Raw genomic sequence first — 17,427 nt, 5'->3', positions numbered from 1 at the left:
TAAAGGAGCTGTAGAAATGAAAGGCTCAAAAAGTCTGTATTGGAAACTGAGCGCTTATCTTTTCTTTTTCTTTTTCACATGGTCTTCCAGCTACTCTTTGTTTGCGATTTGGTTGGGACAGGAAGTCAAATTGAATGGATCGTCGACTGGGATTATCTTTTCTGTAAACGCTATCTTTACTTTGTGCATGCAGCCTTTATACGGCTTTATCTCTGATAAACTTGGACTGAAGAAAAACATATTATTTATGATTAGTGTACTTATCGTTTTTACCGGGCCGTTTTATATCTTTATCTACGGACCGCTTTTACAATATGATGTCTTCCTTGGCGCTATTGTCGGTGGTATTTATCTAGGAACTGCTTTTCTTGCTGGAGTTGGCGCTATTGAAACCTATATTGAAAAGGTCAGCCGAAAATATCAGTTCGAATACGGCAAGACAAGGATGTGGGGTTCACTTGGCTGGGCGGTAGCAACTTTTTTCGCAGGACAGCTGTTCAATATCAATCCGAATATCAATTTCTGGATTGCATCCCTTTCAGCAGTCATATTGGTGGCCATTATTATGTCCATAAAAATTGAGATGACGGATTATGATAAAGAAAGAGCAGATTCGATCCGGTTAAAAGACGTAGGAGGACTTTTTCTATTAAAAGACTTTTGGTTTTTAATGTTGTATGTAATCGGGGTGACATGCGTGTACGGCGTCTATGATCAGCAATTCCCGATTTACTACGCTTCTTTATTTCCCACTTCAGCTATGGGGAATCAAATATTTGGATATTTAAACTCATTTCAAGTATTTATTGAAGCGGGCATGTTGTTTTTGGCCCCCTTTATTGTTAATAGACTCGGTCCTAAAAAAAGCTTGATTCTCGCGGGGCTTTTGATGTCTTTCCGTATTATTGGGTCTGGAATTGTCATCGGACCTTTCGGAATTTCATCGATGAAACTTATTCATGCTTTAGAATTGCCAATCATGCTAATTGCGATTTTCAAGTATTTAGCCGCGAATTTTGATACACGTCTTTCATCAGTTCTTTACCTTGTCGGCTTTCAATTTGCATCACAAGTAGGTACATCGATTTTCTCCCCGATTGCGGGTGGTTTATACGACAGTATAGGTTTCCGTCAAACATATCTTTTCATGGGAACCTTGGCTTTATGTTTCACAATCATTTCAATTTTTACTTTATTAGATTCAAAGAAAGGCGTTGCGTATACTCAACCTTTTCGAAAAAACAGATATAGGGAGGATGTCACGAATGGATAGAATCCAACAGGCAGAGGAAGCTTTGAAAAAAGCGGAGGAAAAGATGAACACTCGTAATCGATTAGGGTACCATATTATGCCCCGAGCAAACTGGATAAATGACCCGAACGGGCTTATACACTATAAAGGAGAATACCATGTCTTTTATCAGCATCATCCGTATGATGAGAATTGGGCCCAAATGCATTGGGGCCATGTAAAAAGTAAAGATCTCATTCATTGGGAACATCTTCCGGTCGCTTTAGCCCCCGGTGACTCTTTTGATAAAAGCGGCTGTTTCTCAGGAAGCGCAGTAGATTATAATGGAAAACTTGCTTTAATTTATACAGGGCATAATGTGATAGATCAAGAGAAAGACATTTTCTATCAAAATCAAAATATCGCTGTCAGTCAAGATGGGATCGTGTTTGAAAAGCTCCAGGAAAACCCTGTCATTGCGAAACCGCCGGAAGACAGCTCCCGCCATTTCCGCGATCCTAAAGTATGGAAGCATCGTAACAGCTGGTATATGGTAGTCGGAAATTCAACGCAAGAAAACATCGGACGAGTTATTTTATACCGCTCGCCCAATTTGCGAGATTGGGAATACAAAGGTGTTCTTGCCCAAAGCGATGGAGATCTCGGCTATATGTGGGAATGTCCTGACTTCTTCGAATTGGGCGACAAACATGTCTTGCTGATATCCCCGCAGGGCATTGAGGCAGACGGTGATTTATATAAGAATTTGCATCAAACCGGCTATTTAATTGGAGAATATAATGATGAAACAAATGAGTTTGTGTATGGTGCTTTTACAGAGCTGGATCACGGCCATGACTTTTATGCTGTACAAACGTTATTAGATGATAAAGGACGCAGAATAGCCATAGGCTGGATGGATATGTGGGAATCTGAGATGCCGACAAAAGCAGATGGATGGTGCGGTGCTTTGACATTGCCGAGAGAGTTAACATTGCGGGATGATCATAAAATTTTAATGAATCCTGTGGAAGAAACTAAGTTGTTGCGACAATCAAAACATCTGGATCGTGCTAATCAGTTGATCTCAGGGAATTACTTGGCAAAAACAGCAGAAGATCTTCTTGAAATTCAAGTCGTGTATGACTTAACAGATTGCAGTGCGGAATCAGTAGGTTTGAAGATTCTCGGCCTTGAAGAAGAAGAAACAGCTATCAAATACAGCATAATTGATCAAAAGCTCTCACTCGATTGCTCTAAGATGGGGAAATCGCGAGACAGTGTGAGAAATGCGCCGCTAGAAGCAAATGGAAAGCTGACACTGCGTATATTTATTGACAGATCCTCGATCGAAGTATTCGCAAACCATGGAGAAATAACGATGACTAGCCGCATTTATCCGAAAAAAGATCGATTGGGAATTGAGCTTTTTTCTGAGAAAGGCGCTGTAAGGGTTGAGGAATTCACCTATTGGACTTTAAAAGACATCTGGAAGGAAGATGAATCGCTTGAAAAAGATATTTTGCATCGGTGAAACACTGATTGATTTCATTCCAGTCCAAAAAGAAAAGGCTTTACAAGATGTCACATCCTTTGAGCGCGTTGCCGGCGGCGCGCCGATGAATGCGGCAATCGCTGCTGCAAAATACGGCGCGCATGCCGTCATGCTGACGAAGATTGCTAACGATCATTTCGGGGATTATATAGTTGGCGTACTTAAAGAAAATGGCGTAGATACTTCTTATATTATTCAAAGCGATGAAGGTGAAACCGGATTGGCATTTGTATCCGTAGACAAGTCTGGGGAAAGGAGTTTCCATTTTTATCGGAAAAATGCCGCCGATTTGCTGCTTTCACTGGATGAGTTGATGTCGGAAAGATTTAATCAAGGAGATATGCTTCACTTTTGTTCAATCGATTTAGTTGACAGTCCAATGAAACAAGCCCATATCAAAGTTATTGAAGACTTTCAAAGAATCGGTGGAATCATTAGCTTTGACCCAATATCAGGCTTCCTTTAAGGCCTGATGAGGCAAGCTGCCGTGAGACGATTCTGAGGTTTTTGCCTCTTGCAGATATCGTAAAAGTGTCCGATGAGGAACTGCAGTTTATCACAACCATTGATGACGAACAAGAAGCAGTCACATCGCTTTTTACCGGACTTGTTAATGTCGTTGTTCTGACAAAAGGAAACGATGGTGCGGCGATTTATTTAAAAAATGGCGAGTCGTACGAACATAAGGGATTTAAAGTAGCTGTTTGCGATACAACCGGTGCGGGCGATGCCTTTATCGGCGGCTTTTTATCTGAATTGATGTCAATCGGCATATCAAAGGAGACGCTGTGCGAACAAATAAGTAAACATCACCGGCGCTTGCTGACGTTTGCAAATGCAAGCGGAGCTCTCACTGCTTCTGTAAAAGGAGCAGTTCACGCTGCACCTGGCAGACAGCATGTACTGAACTTTATTTCGGCTAGGACGGAAATCCAAGAAAAATAAGAACTTAGAAATAATCCACTCATATTTACTAAAGAAGAGTGGATTATTTCTCTTGCACTGCCCAACTCTTACAGTAGTTTAATGTAAACGTTCTGCCATGAAATAAAAAATACTGGTGACTTATCTACTGAACTACCTCAATAAAGACTTGCTTATGAGGATAACAAAGTCGTTTTACAGGAACTAACTTAATTTAATTTAAACCTTTTTTAAAATCAGACATTATTAAAACATAACAAGGGGAGATATTAATGATAAAAGAAAAAGAGAAAATGTTAGCCGGGGATTTATATAATCCGTCGGACCCCGAGTTAGCAAAAGACAGACAAAACGCAAGCCAACTTGTTAGAATTTACAATCAATCTACAGAAACCGAAGTAGTTAAACGGGTTAATTTATTGAAAGAGTTACTTGGTTCATCAGGAGAAAACGTATATATGCAACCCAATATTAGGTTTGATTATGGATATAACACTTATGTAGGCGATAACTTTTTCGCAAATTTTGATTGTACAATTTTAGATGTATGTGAAGTCCAATTTGGTAATAACTGTATGATTGGACCTAGTGTGCAAATCTATACGGCTACACACCCACTTCATCCAACAGAACGCAATTCAGGGTTAGAATATGGAAAACCCATTACTTTCGGAAATAATGTATGGATTGGGGGAAGTTCAGTAATAAATCCAGGAGTTACGATAGGTAACAATGTGGTTATTGCTGCTGGTTCTGTTGTTACTAAAAATGTGCCAGATAATGTTGTAGTTGGGGGCAATCCAGCTCAATTAATTAAACATCTCGAAATATAATACACTAGCGTTTTCGATCAGTAAAAGAGGTATGATCCTTAAATAAGTTAGGCTTTATTCTGTTTCATCAGCTGGAACCAGCATATCGCATCTTTTATAACTAACGGGAACGACACTTCAATAATTTATGATTACAAAGATTATCCAGATGTGAAATACGGTCGCTGCGACAATTGCGATTACACTTTGTTCAAAAGCACTGTAAAAAGTGGTGAATTCTTGCGTGAATGCCGGCGTTGTGGGATGAAAAAGAGCATTTATTTTAATGCTCTTTTTGCTTAAGCTCTTTCTTTCTATTCCTTCTGTAACCTGCATAAGAGCCGCCAAAAATAGCGATAAACATTGCAATCCAAATGAATATATTCAAGTCAAATCCCCCAATTTTAAATAAAACACTTCTTTTATCTTGATTCTTTATGCTCTCGGATTAAGACGCGTAATCATGTTAAGGTTAATTCATGACTGCATAAGGAGTGATACCTTGCTAAAGGTTGCAAAAATTTCGGTTTCTTGCATTGCATTAGTCTTGTGCGTATACTCACTGTTCAATCAAAATGAATTATTGTTGATTGTTGTGCAATTATTTGTTGCCGCCCTTTTATCATTAGTCGGAGTTGAAGCGATATTAAGCAAACAAAAACTGTCTGGATATTTACTGTTTGGATCAGCAGCCTTCTTACTTGTTGTAAACGGTGTGAAATTCATGATTTAATTTAATGTGTTAATCTCGTAGGAATATCGAATCCCAAAACCAATAAATAAACGCAGCTACAATACTCATAATGTAATACTCAAAGCTTCTGAACATGGTAAGAGCATTTGGCGGATAATCAACAAACCAGAACAAAAACACAGCTGAAAAGGCCACTGCAATATAAATTAAAAAATTGATCAAACTGAATTTTCTGCGCCCTCTTCTTAGCCACACTTGCAAAGGGACAGCAAACACCAAGTAAGTGATTAAAGCGTAAAATGCAATGATGCTGATAGTGACTAATGCGATTGCCATAAAACCGGAGTAAACAAACATATACAGACCAAGGATTAGACCATATGACAAACTTGAAATTGCCAGAGTATAAACATAACTGTTTACCGTTTTATTAGATCGCAATTTTATCCTCCTGTCGTAGACGGACTCGCTTACTTTAACCTGGCCAAAGAAAAGAATTTAGAGCGAATCATACTCAAGAAAGCTGACTCCCCTTATGAGATTAATAAACGTTCGCATAATTGGCTGAAAGTGATCAATTACGATTACACTGAGCTTCTCATAACCGGCTACACGAAGAAGGATATAAAATTCCTTCTGTCTTATCCTGATGGAACCGCAGCTGGATTTATGGAATTCATGCCTCATGCAGAACGTGGCAAATTTCATTCTATGAAACAAGTAAAGTCTGAATCTGAAGAATATGTATTTATTGAGCCTATCGTATGTAAGGTTAAGCACAGATTTAAGACTAAGCACGGGAAACTCCGCATACCTTCCTTCGAATCCTGGAGAGTGTAATCTCTCCGTTACATAACTCCTTAGTGCCAAGCCATTAAAAATAAATGAAAATTTAGTACATGGATCAATTAGTTATTTCCTATAAAATAAATATTTTTTTCACTCTAATTGATTCACCAATCAAGTCCTAAATCGTCCATAATACTTGTCATTGCATCATCCTCTTCTTCTGTTAATCCGTAATCAGCAAGCCTGTTTAAATAGTCTTCTCGTTCGTGTTTGGTCAATTTCTTTCTCCCTTTAATTCCACATTAATGTTCAATACATTTGCAATACGTTTACCTACCTCTTCGGCAACTGTTTCTGATACCCTTTCTTTAAACCCATAGAGCAACCGACCTCCGTCAAAACCTTCTTCAATAATAGACTCAATCTTTGCTCCCGCAATACTATCCAGCTTTCCTGACTCAGACATATTTTGAACTTCATTAGAAACCGCAACACTAATCACTTCTTGTATCTTGCCTTGTGATACCTAAGTCATTATGTATAAGGTTTTTTATTTCTTTGTATCCACTTTTTTTGCTTTCAAAGTGCTTCTCCTGTTTATCTAGTGGGACGAGAACGTAATAATATTCACGATAAAGACCGCTATATAATTCTCCTTCATCTTCATATGTATCAACATCTACTCCATCGTCGCCTGCTTTGCGAACATCACGCACAATGCCGTTCACTCCTTTATAAACATGAATAACTTTCTCGCCTACTTTTGCCTGACGATCGGTCATTTCGTAGCGCTGACCGTCAATGTGGACGATGTCGGTCGGTTCGAGTATCACAAATTTGCCAACAGCAGGATCGTTCAGTAAAAAGTTTTCCCCATTGATTTCTCGATTCAATCTAATACAGCCCTGAATGTCATTAGCAACGTAAGCATTATCAATCACCCTTGCTGTTTGATCCACGGATTCATAACCGACTTTTGTAATGTACAATAAATCGCCAACCTCCGCTTTACGATCGACCTCTACGTATTCGCGCTTGGTGCCGCCAAGTGTTTCGTCAGCCAGTACGTGAATCTTTACATTTGAGTTCGCTTTAATTTCCGTCATTTACTGCACCCTTTATATTTTTTTATGTTTTTTTCAATTCTTTTTAGATTTTCATATTGGATTTCACTCTTTTATTTATAGAGGCGTGTCATACACATGCCATCTAAGAGAGATAGGACATTTTTGTCTTGGAGGTGAAAGCTAATGAATTTTCTTCTGGATCTTTTCACAAATTGGACTTTTGATAAAGTCCTGGATTATATGTTTGCTTTTGCAATTCTGAGATCATTATCGATTCGTGTACTTTTACCGATAACGATCCATCCTTATATGTTTAGTTAAAAACTATCTTTTATTTAGACTTCATCAGCTTGTCTAATAGTGTCTAACAATTCTTTCTTCTTGAAATATGTCTTTTCCAAACGATTTACTTCCTTTTGCAATTCAGTAGCAACATCATACTTAAGGATCCATTCTCCTACTCCACAGACTTCTCTTTGTTCTTTCTCAAACGTTTTTATGTGATGGCCTTCAAACCAAACCCTTACTCTTGTTCCGTTTTCAAATTCATTATTAAAAGCAGCTGCTTTCTCAGTTCCCGCATAAATACATTTATACTTGCTGTCATCGACTACATAAGTGTTCATTTTACTTTCTCCTTATAGAGTGTATTGAGTGTCTTTAATTGAATCCCAATCAAACGTTTCGAGAATTTTAGTAAGCTGGCACCTAGGATCATACAAAGCAGGTGATGTCTTGAATAAAATAATCGGCATAATTGGATTAATTGTTTCCTTAATTGTGCAAGGGTTTTCAGCAAGTGGTTCGTTGACTTACGAGATTGCTATGGCTTGTCTAATTGTATTCCTAATAATTTATAATTTTGAACATGCTAAGGATTTCTCTAAAAAATCTCTAATTGTTTTAGGAGCAATCTTTATAGCTCTAATGCTAGGTATTTATCAACTCATTTCCTTTACCGGTGATTACTTTGATAGGCTTAACTTAAATATTGGACTTATCATCTTACTTGAGATCGCTTTAATCATTGTTTCGGTATCTATTGCAGTAAATTAGACTATATTCAAATTTATCTGATTTGTTCACCTCTGAACACCATATCCCTCACTTCAATACATATCTCAATATAACATTTACAATTATTTACAAAATATAGCTTGTGAAAAAATCTATGACTGCACTATCATTGTAAATAAAGCTTATCAACATTTCTATTACGAATAAGGAGGCTTTCTATGTTCAGAAAATCATTATTCTTTATTTTTGTATTGTTAATATCTTTTACTGCATTGCTTTTCGACCACCAAACAGCATCCGCATTGCCACCAAGTACGCCTTCAAAATTAGAAGCACAATCACAATTAAACTCTTTAACAGTTAAGACCGAAGATCCGATGACTGGCTATTCTCGCGATTTGTTCCCACACTGGAGTATTCAAGGTAATGGTTGCAATACCCGGCAGCTAGTGCTCCAGCGTGACGCTGAATACTACAGCGGGAATTGCCCTGTAACATCCGGTAAATGGTATAGTTACTTCGACGGTGTTACAGTATACTCTCCATCCGAAATTGATATTGATCACATTGTTCCTTTAGCAGAAGCATGGCGTTCAGGAGCTAGTAGTTGGACGACAGAAAAGCGTAAGCAATTCGCTAACGACCTCGATGGTCCTCAACTAATTGCAGTAACTGCTAGTATCAACCGCTCTAAAGGTGACCAAGACCCTTCAACATGGCAACCGCCTCGTGTTGCTGCACGTTGTGGGTATGCTAAGTGGTGGATCAACACTAAGTATCGCTGGAACCTTAGCTTACAGTCTACTGAGAAATCTTCACTGCAAACCATGCTCAACACCTGCTCATACTAAGTTTAGTCATACGCAGAAAGGAGTCAGCTGATGGATAAGAAGTCGACCGTTTTTATTGCAACCCACGGTGTCATGACCAAAGAGGTAGGTGTCATTAGTGGAGAACTCGAACTGATCACTACCTGTGATGACAAAGGAGTTCTCACACTGGCTATTACATATGTGGGCGCCAAGGATTTGTATACTCTTCCTGGTGAAGACTACCGCTTAAATGACCCGTCTGATCACGAAGTCGTCCACCGTATGCTAGCCACTGTGCTTGAGCGTCCTTGATCAAATATCAAGGGCGTTTTTAATGAAACTTATTGCGAATCGGTTAAGGAAAACACCTCATGGTAAAGAGTTTTAACTTTTTGCCTTGTGGTCTCTTATGTATGAAATCAAATGCTTTCCCTAATTCCTTCTCTTCTATTACCGCTGAGTAATAACAATTACTTGGCCATATCTTATATTGCATATAAGGTTTAGTCAGTCGAGATCATCGAAGGGTTAAAATATGGCCAAATAAAAAAACGATGGATGCTCAATTTCCATTAAAAAGACAAGATTGAATATGCAGTACTTCACTCAGAACATTTGGCTTATTAAGGATATAATAAGTGTTCGTATTAATTTTCCCTGTTACGATAACGATCAAAAACAGAGTTATCTATCCCATATCAAGCAAGAAATTATTCTGCTTTTTTAAAAAATTATTCTTGATTTTCACTTTTATATATGCATCCATAAAGCATTCGATCATAACCATTATATGTAACTGAAATGCAGGTATAAGAGCTATTATATAGGGATTTCATTACCAATATATAGGGGGTGTATTAACATCCAAATACTCAAAAACAAGAACAAAAGTGCCCATAGCACTTCCATTTCCACACCCTATCAAATTTTCCTTTCCTATTTTTTCATCAGAATCACCATTTTCACATCGTAATTGCTATCGTAAAAGCCTATATTATCAATGTTTTTCCCTCTTCAAATTACTCCTTTTTTATCTATATCTCCTTAAAATGACCTCTTTCCCCTACTCTCGCTTATGTTTTACGATCGTTTAACTCCTAATCGCTAATTAAAGTATCAAAACCCTTACGTTTACTGTCTTTTTTAGCTCATTATACATTTTTACGATACGCATGTTATACATGTACTATAGACGACTTGACTGTATTTGGTGACAATTTGACAGAGAAATTTAATGCACTTCTAACTTTTTAACTGTAATGGGCATCATTGTTGACCCAACAACTCAAGGTATTTCTGATAGTGAAGAAGCAATGGATTATGAATCACCGAGATAAACCCCCTACCCTTCTCTTAATTGAGAAGGGTATTTTTTTCGTTTTTTAAGATAACATTAATCTGTACTCGAATAATCATTTTGTCGTTAACGACTGATAGGACTCTATAGTGGAATTAGGTTAATTCATAGTTGCAAGATAATATCAAAATAATTTAAGGGAGTACATGGTTGTTACATGTACTCCTTTACAATACTTACTATTGATAAAACATTTTTTCTGATAAACAGTTTATATATTTTTTTTAGTTGAATTAATTATTAAAAAGTAATTGCATTCTTCTTCTGATAGATTTACGAATCTATGATCTATATCTGCTTCAAAATATATTGAATCTCCCTCTTCTAATGTATAGACTTGAGGTTCCTCTCCTAATTGGACTTGTAACTTCCCTTTGGCAACATATATATACTCCTCTACACCTTTTTTATGAGGAGGAAAGCCACCTGTTTCTTTAAAGGGTGGTATCTTATTTAGAATAAATTCAATATCGTTAGTAGGCGGGGACAAAAGATGTCTTTCGAATTTAGTTTTTTCGTCTTTATATAATAATCTCTCATGGGAACGAATAATTGATACACTTCTTTTTAGTTCCTCCCCTAGAAGGGATGAGATTGTCTCATCTAGTGCTTCTGCAATTTGTGAGGCAATATTGATTGTGGGATTTTTATCTCCTCTTTCAATTTGCGATAACATAGATTTACTAACCCCAGATTTTTTAGCCAACTCCTCCAATGTATAGCCTTTTAGTTTTCTTACGTTCTTTACATTAGTTGAAAATTCCATAAAACTCCACCCTCATTCCACTATAGTGAATTAAATTCTTGACTTTATTTTATAATGAATTTATCATGGAATCAATTCCACTATAGTGAATTAAGTTCTTGACTTTGTTTTATAATGGATTTATTATGGGATTAAATTCATTTTAATGTTTATTTTTGGAAATAAACACAATAAAAAGAGCGAGGAGAGTGGTCGTTCACCTTTAAAAGTCTGAATATTTAAAATTGAATTGAAGTAATCAATACTAAATTATTGAATTTTACAGAAAGAAGAGGTTTGTTTAGATGACTACAATGACTACAAAGATATTTATCGACGGTACCTTCTATGAGAAAAGTGAAGCAAAAATTAGTGTGTATGACCACGGGTTATTATATGGTGATGGTATCTATGAAGGATTGCGCTGTTATTCCGGCTATGTATTTCAAATGAAAGAACACCTTTATCGTTTAAAACGTTCTGCCAACAGTCTACGTATGGAACTTCCATATTCTTTAGAGGAAATTGGTGAATATATTTTAGAGACATTAAGGATCAATGAACTTCAAAATGCCTACATACGTTTACTGGTTACAAGAGGTGTAGGTAATATAGGGCCTGATCCAAAAACTTGTAAAAATACCAGCTTAATTATTATCGTGGAAGATTTACCGAATGTTCATGGAGAATCTGTTAAAGAAACAGGGCTGTCATTAGTAATCGTGTCTACACGCCGTGATGCTGTAGACGCAACTTCACATGAGATAAAGTCACTTAATTATCTTAATAGCGTGGTCGCTAGAATGGAAGCAAACGAATATGGAGCAGATGATGCCATACTACTAGATCCTAGAGGGTTTATTTCTGAATCAACTATATGTAATGTTTTTATGATAGACAAAGACAAACTTGTGACTCCTAGTCCATCTAATGGAATCCTTCAAGGTGTAACAAGACAAATTATTATAGATATTGCACAAGAACTAAACATAGAAGTTGAGCAAAGAGATATTACACCGTTTCAATTGATTAATGCAGATGAAGTTTTTCTAACAGGAACGCATGCTGAAGTTGTTGGGGTAACACGTATTAATAATATTGAAATATCAAAAGGTAATATTGGGGAAATAACAAGAAAATTCATTCATAAGTTTCAGGAAAGAACATTAGACGTAACATATAGTACTCCAGTATATAAAAATTCAAATATGGTAAGGTGATCAACTAATGGTTTTATTAACTAGTACTAGGAATATATTAAATGAAAAATTACATAAAATATCCCAAGGTATTCTATCCCCTAGAGATGTACTGTTTGAGTTACAGGAAGAACAGTTAACTGATCTCCTTGCACCTAACTTTATTAAGGAGGATGGACATTCTTCAATCGCAAATGGAGAAAGTATTCTTCCTGGAGATGTATCAGGCCAGTTAGTTCTAGATAGAAAATTAGGCGAAACATTATTAAAAGAGGCTCAAAAAAGAAATACAACTATTGATTTAATCTATTCTCTAGAGGGTGGAGACTTAGAGGACTTCTATGTACTAACATCTTCTAAAGGTTTTTTCACTAATCAAAAAGCACGCACTACCTTCTGTCCCGTTCAAGCTAGCTGTGAAGGTATTCCAACATTGGTTAATGTCAATTGTAAATACCAATTTAATATGGAGACCAGACAGATTACTTATACTTTTAATGATGGTAGTAAATTTGAAATTGAACAGCCTTCAAGAAGAATCATAATCAAAAAGGATATAATAAATGAAGGTGAATATCTCTCTTTAAACTCCAATAAAGGATTAATTTTCAAAGGAAACCTGTCTTCTACGCCTTCTACTATAATCAAGGTTTATCACATTCTTTCGCAAGCTTTTATAGAAGCATTAGACAATTACGGGCCAGATAATGCAGAACAAAATATTATTTACTCAAGTATATATCAAAATAATAAAAAGTTTCTTATAGAGACTATTCAATCTCCAGAATTTTTAGGCTTTAAAAAATTATTAGAAGAAGCATACAATATCTCAAATCTCAAGGTGTTATCAACAGCTCATACTACTAGAACTATGACTCTTACCAGGATGTATGGAAGTGACATATCAGTTGTAAATGGTGAGGTTTGCCTGCAAAGTAATTCTAATAGATACGGGTTAGGGTTATTAAGAGATGAACGTATGTGGAATCAAACTAGTGACATTGATTTAATGAGAATAATATTTCTTGGTGAAGAGATTGTAGGAGAAAGTTACCTAGAGTATAGAGATAAGTATTTACAAAGATTCACTGATATGGTCTATGACGTATTCAAAGTAGGTACAGGTGAGATTGCTGTTGTTAGATTGTTATGTATGCCCTACAATATGATTTTTACAAAAGCTTTTGATACAAAAAGTTTCTCTGAAAAATATAATTTAAACGAAAAGGCTGTGAGTGATCGCGTTAAAATTCTAGCAAATGAATCGGAAACATATCATGGTTGTCGAGGAGTAAGAGTTACCGTTCAAAGACAAGATATATGCCAAATTTGGTCGGAAGGAGTTATTAGGGCAGCACATAAAGCATATAACGAAGGTGTAAATGTTCATTTACAAATTCTATTGTCAATGGTTACTTTTCCGGAGGAAGTCTCTATGTTTGTAGAAACTTTTGAGAAGCTTGTGAAGTCATATGGAATTCAAGACTTAGTACGTGGAGTATCTATAATGATTGAAACATCAGGAGCTTTTCATGTATTAGAAGATATTCTTGATGTTAAGGGAGAGGATATAGAGCTAAATGGTGCCTTATTTGGCGGAAACGATTTTACTGCAGCATGTCTCAATATGAATAGGGCAGACTCGGCCAAGTCTATTATTCCAGAATACGTTAAGTTAAACATAATGCCTAGTAGCCCGTTCCAAATTATTAATGAACAAATTGTTGGAAAAGCAATTGTACAAGGGCTGAGACGTACTAAACTTTTAAAATTATCAAATAGAAGAGAATATTTAATGGGTTTAGGTGGAGAGATAGCTGGTTCTTGGCATTCAGTCAAATGGTTATCTAAAAACGCAGCTCCTCATGGATTAAATTATGTTTCTACTCCGCCAGACAGAATTTTATTTTCACTATTTGCAAGTGCTCAATCAGTTCTACAATCTTTGTATAGTGATATTTCATAAATTAAAACGTTTACGCTACTTATAATGGCGTAAACGTTTTAACATTCGAAAGGAAAATTAATTATGAATTTAATAATAGCTTTATTACCATTTATATGTGTTTTTGTTTTTTTATTTGTATTAAAACAAACATCGTTGAAGTCTGGACTCCTATCCTACGCTGCTACCCTACTTATCATTTTGATTTACCCTAATTATCGTATAGCCTTAGAGGGCGCCTTACATGCTTCCTTCAAAGGTTTTTTAATCTCCTTTGTAGCAGCGTACGTTTTGTTCTTTGGCATACTCTTTTTTCATTTAATTAATAATATTGGTGGCATTCAAACTATCGCTGCTTTTATTTCAGGTGCAACAAACGATCAGCTTTTACAAGTTATATTATTGGTCATGGGGCTCTCCCCCCTCTTAGAATCAACAAGTGGTTTTGGGATAGCTTTTATGATTGTAGCACCAATTTTAATTGCACTGGGTTTTCCCCCAATTAAAGCAGCTTCAATTGGACTTGTCAGTTTACTCGCAGTCCCATGGGGTGCCTTATCTACTGGGACAGTGATAGGTGCTCAGATTGGAGGTATTGCTCTCAAGGAAGTAGGTACTGGAACTGCTATTATAAGTATTCCTATATTTATCTATTTCTTGATAATTGCTGTCTACCTTGCTGGAGGGAAAAAGGCAATTAGACATACATGGAAGGAAATCTTATTCATTTCAATTGTTTTTTCACTTACAATGATTTTGTTTAATGTTTTTGTAAGTGTAGAGTTAGCTGGAGTTCTCAGTTCCCTAGCTAGTAGTTCCATTGGTTTACTCATAATCAAAATAAAAAACTCTTCTCAACTTAAAATGGCAAACAAGACTATTAATGAGACTTCTATGTCTGAAAAGCCTGAAGAAAGTATAAGTATCATCAAAGTTATGAGTCCTTACTTATTTTTGACTATATCAATTTTTGCCACAAGACTTATACCCTTATTTAAAGATTTTTTAGAATCAACTTTTGTTCTTGAGTTACCTGCATTTTCTTTTTCGTTAGCTTTACTTTATTCGCCGGGTTTCTGGCTTTTTGTTACATGTCTATATACGATATTCATTTTTAAAATTTCAAAGAATGTTATCTGGAATTCAATTAAAACCACTATAAAACAATGGGTTCCTTTTGTAATTTCCACCACAGCATTTGTAGCAATTTCACAATTAATGACTGCATCAAACATGACCTTTACCATAGCTAATGCTGCTGGATTAATGTTTGGTACACTATTTATATACGTTTCTCCATTTATTGGGGGAATCGGGGGCTTCCTTACAGGTAGTAATACAGGATCAAATGCAATGTTCACCCAATTACAAGTTCAAACAGCAACAAAAACTGGATTACCATTAAATTTAGTTGCAAGTATTCAAAATGCAAGTTCTTCACATGCAACGATGGCTTGTCCTTCTAGAATTGCATTAGGAGCGACATTATGTGGAATCGAGTCAGAAGAGAACAGTTTATTAAAAAAGATGACTTTAATCGTAGTTGGAGCAATATTATTAATTATCATTATGACTATTATTTTATTGTTACTTGGAAACTATTCTAAATAAATTCATTTTTAGTTTGTAAGTCAGAAACTTCATAACTCATCCATGTTTAACCCTTCTCAATGAGAAGGGTTTTAACTCTTATGTCCACCTGTTAAACCAGCTCTGTAAAGTGCTGTCCCTGCAGGCGTATAAGAAACAGCCCTTAATATCGCCTTTGAGCCGTACTTATTTCTTATCCCGTCCATTACAAATCCAAGCTTTCTTCTGTTTTCATTATCCACTTCAAATAAACTCAACTGCTGATTCACATCATCCTCTATATTAGAAAGAGTGACTGAGATACTTCGCATAGTCTTACCTGAGTAAAACCTATTAAAGAGCATCAGGCAGCATCTATAAATATCCATCATTATATTTGTAGGAAGATCAATTGTTTTTGCTCGATGAAATCCACCCCCAAGCTCATCTTTACTGTAACCAATCCCCAGGCTAATTGTTCGACCAACTTTATTATGTGCACGTGCCCTTCTTGCAACTTCCTCACAAATCTCCAACAGAACAGCTTTAATCTCTTCTCTTTTTGTATAATCCCTGAGCAAAATCTGACTCTTACCAAAACTAATCTGACCTTGCATCAAGGGAGCTCCTATTTCAGATAAATCGATTCCATGAGCATGATAATACAATTGGTTTCCCATTATTCCAAATTTCTTCTCAAGCAGCTCTAAAGGAAATTTAGCTAACTGACCTACAGTTGATATCCCCATACGATTTAGGTTTCTTTCCATCCTCCCTCCTATCCCCCACATTTTAGACAAAGGGCGAACCTTCCAGAGTTTATCTGGCACATCTTCATATCTCCAACGTGCAATGCCACTCTTCGTTTTCTTACTCTCCAGATCAAGTGCAAGCTTACTAAGCAACATATTATCTCCAATGCCTACTGTGCACATCAAACCAAATTCTCTCCACATGCTGTTTTGGATTGCTTTGGACATTTCTTCAGGATCTTCTTTTCCTGCATCTAAAAAAGATTCATCAATTGAATACGTATGGACACATTTCTCAGGAACAAATCTGTAAAACAGCTTTGTAATTTCAGTCGAAACTCTGATGAAAAGCTTCATTTGTGGATTTACAATGTGTATTCTTGGATCTTCAGGTATCTCAAAAAGTCTCGACCCTGTTTTGATTCCAAAATCTTTTTTAAGTGCAGGAGATGCAGCTAACACTACACTTCCCTGTCTCTCCGTATTCCCTACAACAGCAAGATAGCATGTTAAAGGATTAAGCCCCATTGTTACAGCCGATACAGAAGCATAAAACGATTTCATATCGACACAAAGTATATTCTTTCGTGGAAATTGTGAGTAATCAATCATTGTATGTAACTCCTATGATGTTATTCATGTTGATATAAACTGTATTGTCGTTCTGGTCTTTTACGTGAAGCTTTTGTTGTTCAAAATTAATGTAATGAACTCTGCCGGTGATATTTTCAACAAATCCATTGTTAAAGAGTTTGAATTTCAACTCTTTATTAAATTCAAGTGCCTCAGAGACGAGAAGATCCATCTCTTCAATTTGTTGGTCATCTAAGGATGGCTTTTCAATTTTTGATACATCAATCAAATCTTGTTTAAGCTGTGTTAAATGTTCTGGAAGCATCATTGATGTCCATTTAATTGTTCCTCGATCTCTAAGCATATCGACTCACTCCTTTATTGAT

Annotated in this window: 18 protein-coding genes and 3 pseudogenes; 15 read left to right on the top strand and 6 right to left on the bottom strand. The window is 36.2% G+C overall.

Annotated elements, in window-relative coordinates; genetic code table 11:
• Nucleotides 1-16: 16 nt before the first annotated feature.
• The 6 genes and pseudogenes from AC0DBE_RS05015 to AC0DBE_RS04990 all read left to right on the top strand — a co-directional run bounded on the left by AC0DBE_RS05015 (nt 17) and on the right by AC0DBE_RS04990 (nt 5,255).
• On the top strand, nt 17-1,273 hold the full coding sequence (locus tag AC0DBE_RS05015) for an MFS transporter (protein ID WP_242733118.1): 1,257 nt from the start codon (nt 17-19) through the stop codon (nt 1,271-1,273).
• Nucleotides 1,266-2,765, top strand: a complete 1,500-nt coding sequence (locus AC0DBE_RS05010; protein ID WP_072566405.1) for a glycoside hydrolase family 32 protein — start codon at nt 1,266-1,268, stop codon at nt 2,763-2,765. Before AC0DBE_RS05015 ends, AC0DBE_RS05010 begins: the two co-directional genes overlap by 8 nt.
• Nucleotides 2,740-3,731 (top strand): annotated as a pseudogene (locus tag AC0DBE_RS05005) (carbohydrate kinase family protein). The gene AC0DBE_RS05010 and the pseudogene AC0DBE_RS05005 overlap by 26 nt, the downstream one beginning before the upstream one ends.
• Nucleotides 3,732-3,982: 251 nt before the next feature.
• On the top strand, nt 3,983-4,543 hold the full coding sequence (locus AC0DBE_RS05000) for a sugar O-acetyltransferase (RefSeq protein ID WP_072566407.1): 561 nt from the start codon (nt 3,983-3,985) through the stop codon (nt 4,541-4,543).
• A gap of 84 nt (nt 4,544-4,627) precedes the next feature.
• Nucleotides 4,628-4,825 carry a DUF8096 family protein gene (locus AC0DBE_RS04995; protein ID WP_072566408.1) on the top strand — a complete coding sequence of 66 codons (198 nt, stop codon included), beginning with the start codon at nt 4,628-4,630 and terminating at the stop codon, nt 4,823-4,825.
• A gap of 199 nt (nt 4,826-5,024) precedes the next feature.
• Complete coding sequence (locus tag AC0DBE_RS04990; RefSeq protein WP_014114053.1) at nt 5,025-5,255, top strand: membrane protein; 231 nt, start codon at nt 5,025-5,027, stop codon at nt 5,253-5,255.
• Between the two features lie 9 nt (nt 5,256-5,264).
• On the opposite strand, the gene AC0DBE_RS04985 is transcribed toward AC0DBE_RS04990, so the two are convergent.
• Nucleotides 5,265-5,657, bottom strand: a complete 393-nt coding sequence (locus tag AC0DBE_RS04985; RefSeq protein ID WP_472961266.1) for a UPF0715 family protein — start codon at nt 5,655-5,657, stop codon at nt 5,265-5,267.
• An 18-nt stretch (nt 5,658-5,675) separates the two neighbouring features.
• Here AC0DBE_RS04985 and AC0DBE_RS04980 point away from each other — a divergent pair.
• Nucleotides 5,676-6,056 (top strand): annotated as a pseudogene (locus AC0DBE_RS04980) (ATP-dependent DNA ligase); the annotation flags it as partial.
• Between the two features lie 223 nt (nt 6,057-6,279).
• Here AC0DBE_RS04980 and AC0DBE_RS04975 read toward each other — a convergent pair.
• Nucleotides 6,280-7,111, bottom strand: a pseudogene (locus AC0DBE_RS04975) (hypothetical protein).
• Between the two features lie 144 nt (nt 7,112-7,255).
• On the opposite strand from AC0DBE_RS04975, the gene AC0DBE_RS04970 reads away from it, so the two are divergent.
• Entirely contained in the window at nt 7,256-7,393 is a 138-nt protein-coding gene (locus AC0DBE_RS04970; protein WP_236827494.1) for a hypothetical protein, read from the top strand.
• A 14-nt stretch (nt 7,394-7,407) separates the two neighbouring features.
• Here the strand turns inward: AC0DBE_RS04970 and AC0DBE_RS04965 are convergent, their stop codons facing one another.
• Nucleotides 7,408-7,698 carry a hypothetical protein gene (locus tag AC0DBE_RS04965; RefSeq protein ID WP_061186319.1) on the bottom strand — a complete coding sequence of 97 codons (291 nt, stop codon included), beginning with the start codon at nt 7,696-7,698 and terminating at the stop codon, nt 7,408-7,410.
• A gap of 109 nt (nt 7,699-7,807) precedes the next feature.
• On the opposite strand from AC0DBE_RS04965, the gene AC0DBE_RS04960 reads away from it, so the two are divergent.
• The 4 genes from AC0DBE_RS04960 to AC0DBE_RS04945 all read left to right on the top strand — a co-directional run bounded on the left by AC0DBE_RS04960 (nt 7,808) and on the right by AC0DBE_RS04945 (nt 10,238).
• Entirely contained in the window at nt 7,808-8,128 is a 321-nt protein-coding gene (locus AC0DBE_RS04960; protein ID WP_472961264.1) for a YoqO family protein, read from the top strand.
• A gap of 179 nt (nt 8,129-8,307) precedes the next feature.
• A complete protein-coding gene (locus tag AC0DBE_RS04955) occupies nt 8,308-8,940 on the top strand; it encodes an HNH endonuclease family protein (RefSeq protein WP_061186317.1) in 633 nt (210 codons plus the stop codon).
• Between the two features lie 30 nt (nt 8,941-8,970).
• Nucleotides 8,971-9,213: a hypothetical protein gene (locus AC0DBE_RS04950; protein ID WP_061186316.1), complete on the top strand. Its 243-nt coding sequence runs from the start codon at nt 8,971-8,973 to the stop codon at nt 9,211-9,213.
• Between the two features lie 947 nt (nt 9,214-10,160).
• Nucleotides 10,161-10,238 (top strand): phage holin, encoded by a 78-nt coding sequence (locus AC0DBE_RS04945; RefSeq protein ID WP_241777365.1) that lies wholly within the window; start codon nt 10,161-10,163, stop codon nt 10,236-10,238.
• A gap of 231 nt (nt 10,239-10,469) precedes the next feature.
• Here AC0DBE_RS04945 and AC0DBE_RS04940 read toward each other — a convergent pair whose 3' ends face one another.
• A complete protein-coding gene (locus tag AC0DBE_RS04940) occupies nt 10,470-11,024 on the bottom strand; it encodes a helix-turn-helix domain-containing protein (RefSeq protein ID WP_242733109.1) in 555 nt (184 codons plus the stop codon).
• Between the two features lie 284 nt (nt 11,025-11,308).
• Here AC0DBE_RS04940 and ilvE point away from each other — a divergent pair, with 284 nt between their 5' ends.
• From ilvE to AC0DBE_RS04925, 3 genes are all read left to right on the top strand, one after another.
• Nucleotides 11,309-12,223, top strand: a complete 915-nt coding sequence (gene ilvE / locus AC0DBE_RS04935) for a branched-chain-amino-acid transaminase (protein ID WP_061186314.1) — start codon at nt 11,309-11,311, stop codon at nt 12,221-12,223.
• A gap of 7 nt (nt 12,224-12,230) precedes the next feature.
• On the top strand, nt 12,231-14,168 hold the full coding sequence (locus AC0DBE_RS04930) for a putative PEP-binding protein (RefSeq protein ID WP_061186313.1): 1,938 nt from the start codon (nt 12,231-12,233) through the stop codon (nt 14,166-14,168).
• A gap of 63 nt (nt 14,169-14,231) precedes the next feature.
• Entirely contained in the window at nt 14,232-15,758 is a 1,527-nt protein-coding gene (locus AC0DBE_RS04925) for an L-lactate permease (RefSeq protein ID WP_072566412.1), read from the top strand.
• Nucleotides 15,759-15,829: 71 nt separating this feature from the next.
• On the opposite strand, the gene AC0DBE_RS04920 is transcribed toward AC0DBE_RS04925, so the two are convergent.
• Together AC0DBE_RS04920 and AC0DBE_RS04915 are read right to left on the bottom strand one after the other, a co-directional pair.
• The gene (locus AC0DBE_RS04920; RefSeq protein ID WP_472961261.1) at nt 15,830-17,080 is read right to left on the bottom strand and encodes a Y-family DNA polymerase; all 1,251 of its coding nucleotides are present in this window, start codon (nt 17,078-17,080) and stop codon (nt 15,830-15,832) included.
• On the bottom strand, nt 17,073-17,405 hold the full coding sequence (locus tag AC0DBE_RS04915; RefSeq protein ID WP_472961259.1) for a YolD-like family protein: 333 nt from the start codon (nt 17,403-17,405) through the stop codon (nt 17,073-17,075). The genes AC0DBE_RS04920 and AC0DBE_RS04915 overlap by 8 nt, the downstream gene beginning before the upstream one ends.
• Nucleotides 17,406-17,427: the final 22 nt, after the last annotated feature.

The sequence above is a fragment of the Bacillus sp. VA15 genome, assembly GCF_055721145.1.
The sequence above is the reverse complement of the archived record's forward strand: the minus strand, read 5'-3'. Positions and strand labels throughout refer to the sequence as shown.

What these genes read in the sequence shown, in the direction of transcription:
- AC0DBE_RS05015 (WP_242733118.1), top strand. Translation starts at nt 17, where the DNA reads ATGAAAGGCTCAAAAAGTCTGTATTGGAAACTGAGCGCTTATCTTTTC.
- AC0DBE_RS05010 (WP_072566405.1), top strand. Translation starts at nt 1,266, where the DNA reads ATGGATAGAATCCAACAGGCAGAGGAAGCTTTGAAAAAAGCGGAGGAA.
- AC0DBE_RS05000 (WP_072566407.1), top strand. Translation starts at nt 3,983, where the DNA reads ATGATAAAAGAAAAAGAGAAAATGTTAGCCGGGGATTTATATAATCCG.
- AC0DBE_RS04970 (WP_236827494.1), top strand. Translation starts at nt 7,256, where the DNA reads ATGAATTTTCTTCTGGATCTTTTCACAAATTGGACTTTTGATAAAGTC.
- AC0DBE_RS04965 (WP_061186319.1), bottom strand. Translation starts at nt 7,698, where the DNA reads ATGAACACTTATGTAGTCGATGACAGCAAGTATAAATGTATTTATGCG.
- AC0DBE_RS04955 (WP_061186317.1), top strand. Translation starts at nt 8,308, where the DNA reads ATGTTCAGAAAATCATTATTCTTTATTTTTGTATTGTTAATATCTTTT.
- AC0DBE_RS04950 (WP_061186316.1), top strand. Translation starts at nt 8,971, where the DNA reads ATGGATAAGAAGTCGACCGTTTTTATTGCAACCCACGGTGTCATGACC.
- AC0DBE_RS04945 (WP_241777365.1), top strand. Translation starts at nt 10,161, where the DNA reads ATGGGCATCATTGTTGACCCAACAACTCAAGGTATTTCTGATAGTGAA.
- AC0DBE_RS04940 (WP_242733109.1), bottom strand. Translation starts at nt 11,024, where the DNA reads ATGGAATTTTCAACTAATGTAAAGAACGTAAGAAAACTAAAAGGCTAT.
- ilvE (WP_061186314.1), top strand. Translation starts at nt 11,309, where the DNA reads ATGACTACAATGACTACAAAGATATTTATCGACGGTACCTTCTATGAG.
- AC0DBE_RS04930 (WP_061186313.1), top strand. Translation starts at nt 12,231, where the DNA reads ATGGTTTTATTAACTAGTACTAGGAATATATTAAATGAAAAATTACAT.
- AC0DBE_RS04925 (WP_072566412.1), top strand. Translation starts at nt 14,232, where the DNA reads ATGAATTTAATAATAGCTTTATTACCATTTATATGTGTTTTTGTTTTT.
- AC0DBE_RS04920 (WP_472961261.1), bottom strand. Translation starts at nt 17,080, where the DNA reads ATGATTGATTACTCACAATTTCCACGAAAGAATATACTTTGTGTCGAT.
- AC0DBE_RS04915 (WP_472961259.1), bottom strand. Translation starts at nt 17,405, where the DNA reads ATGCTTAGAGATCGAGGAACAATTAAATGGACATCAATGATGCTTCCA.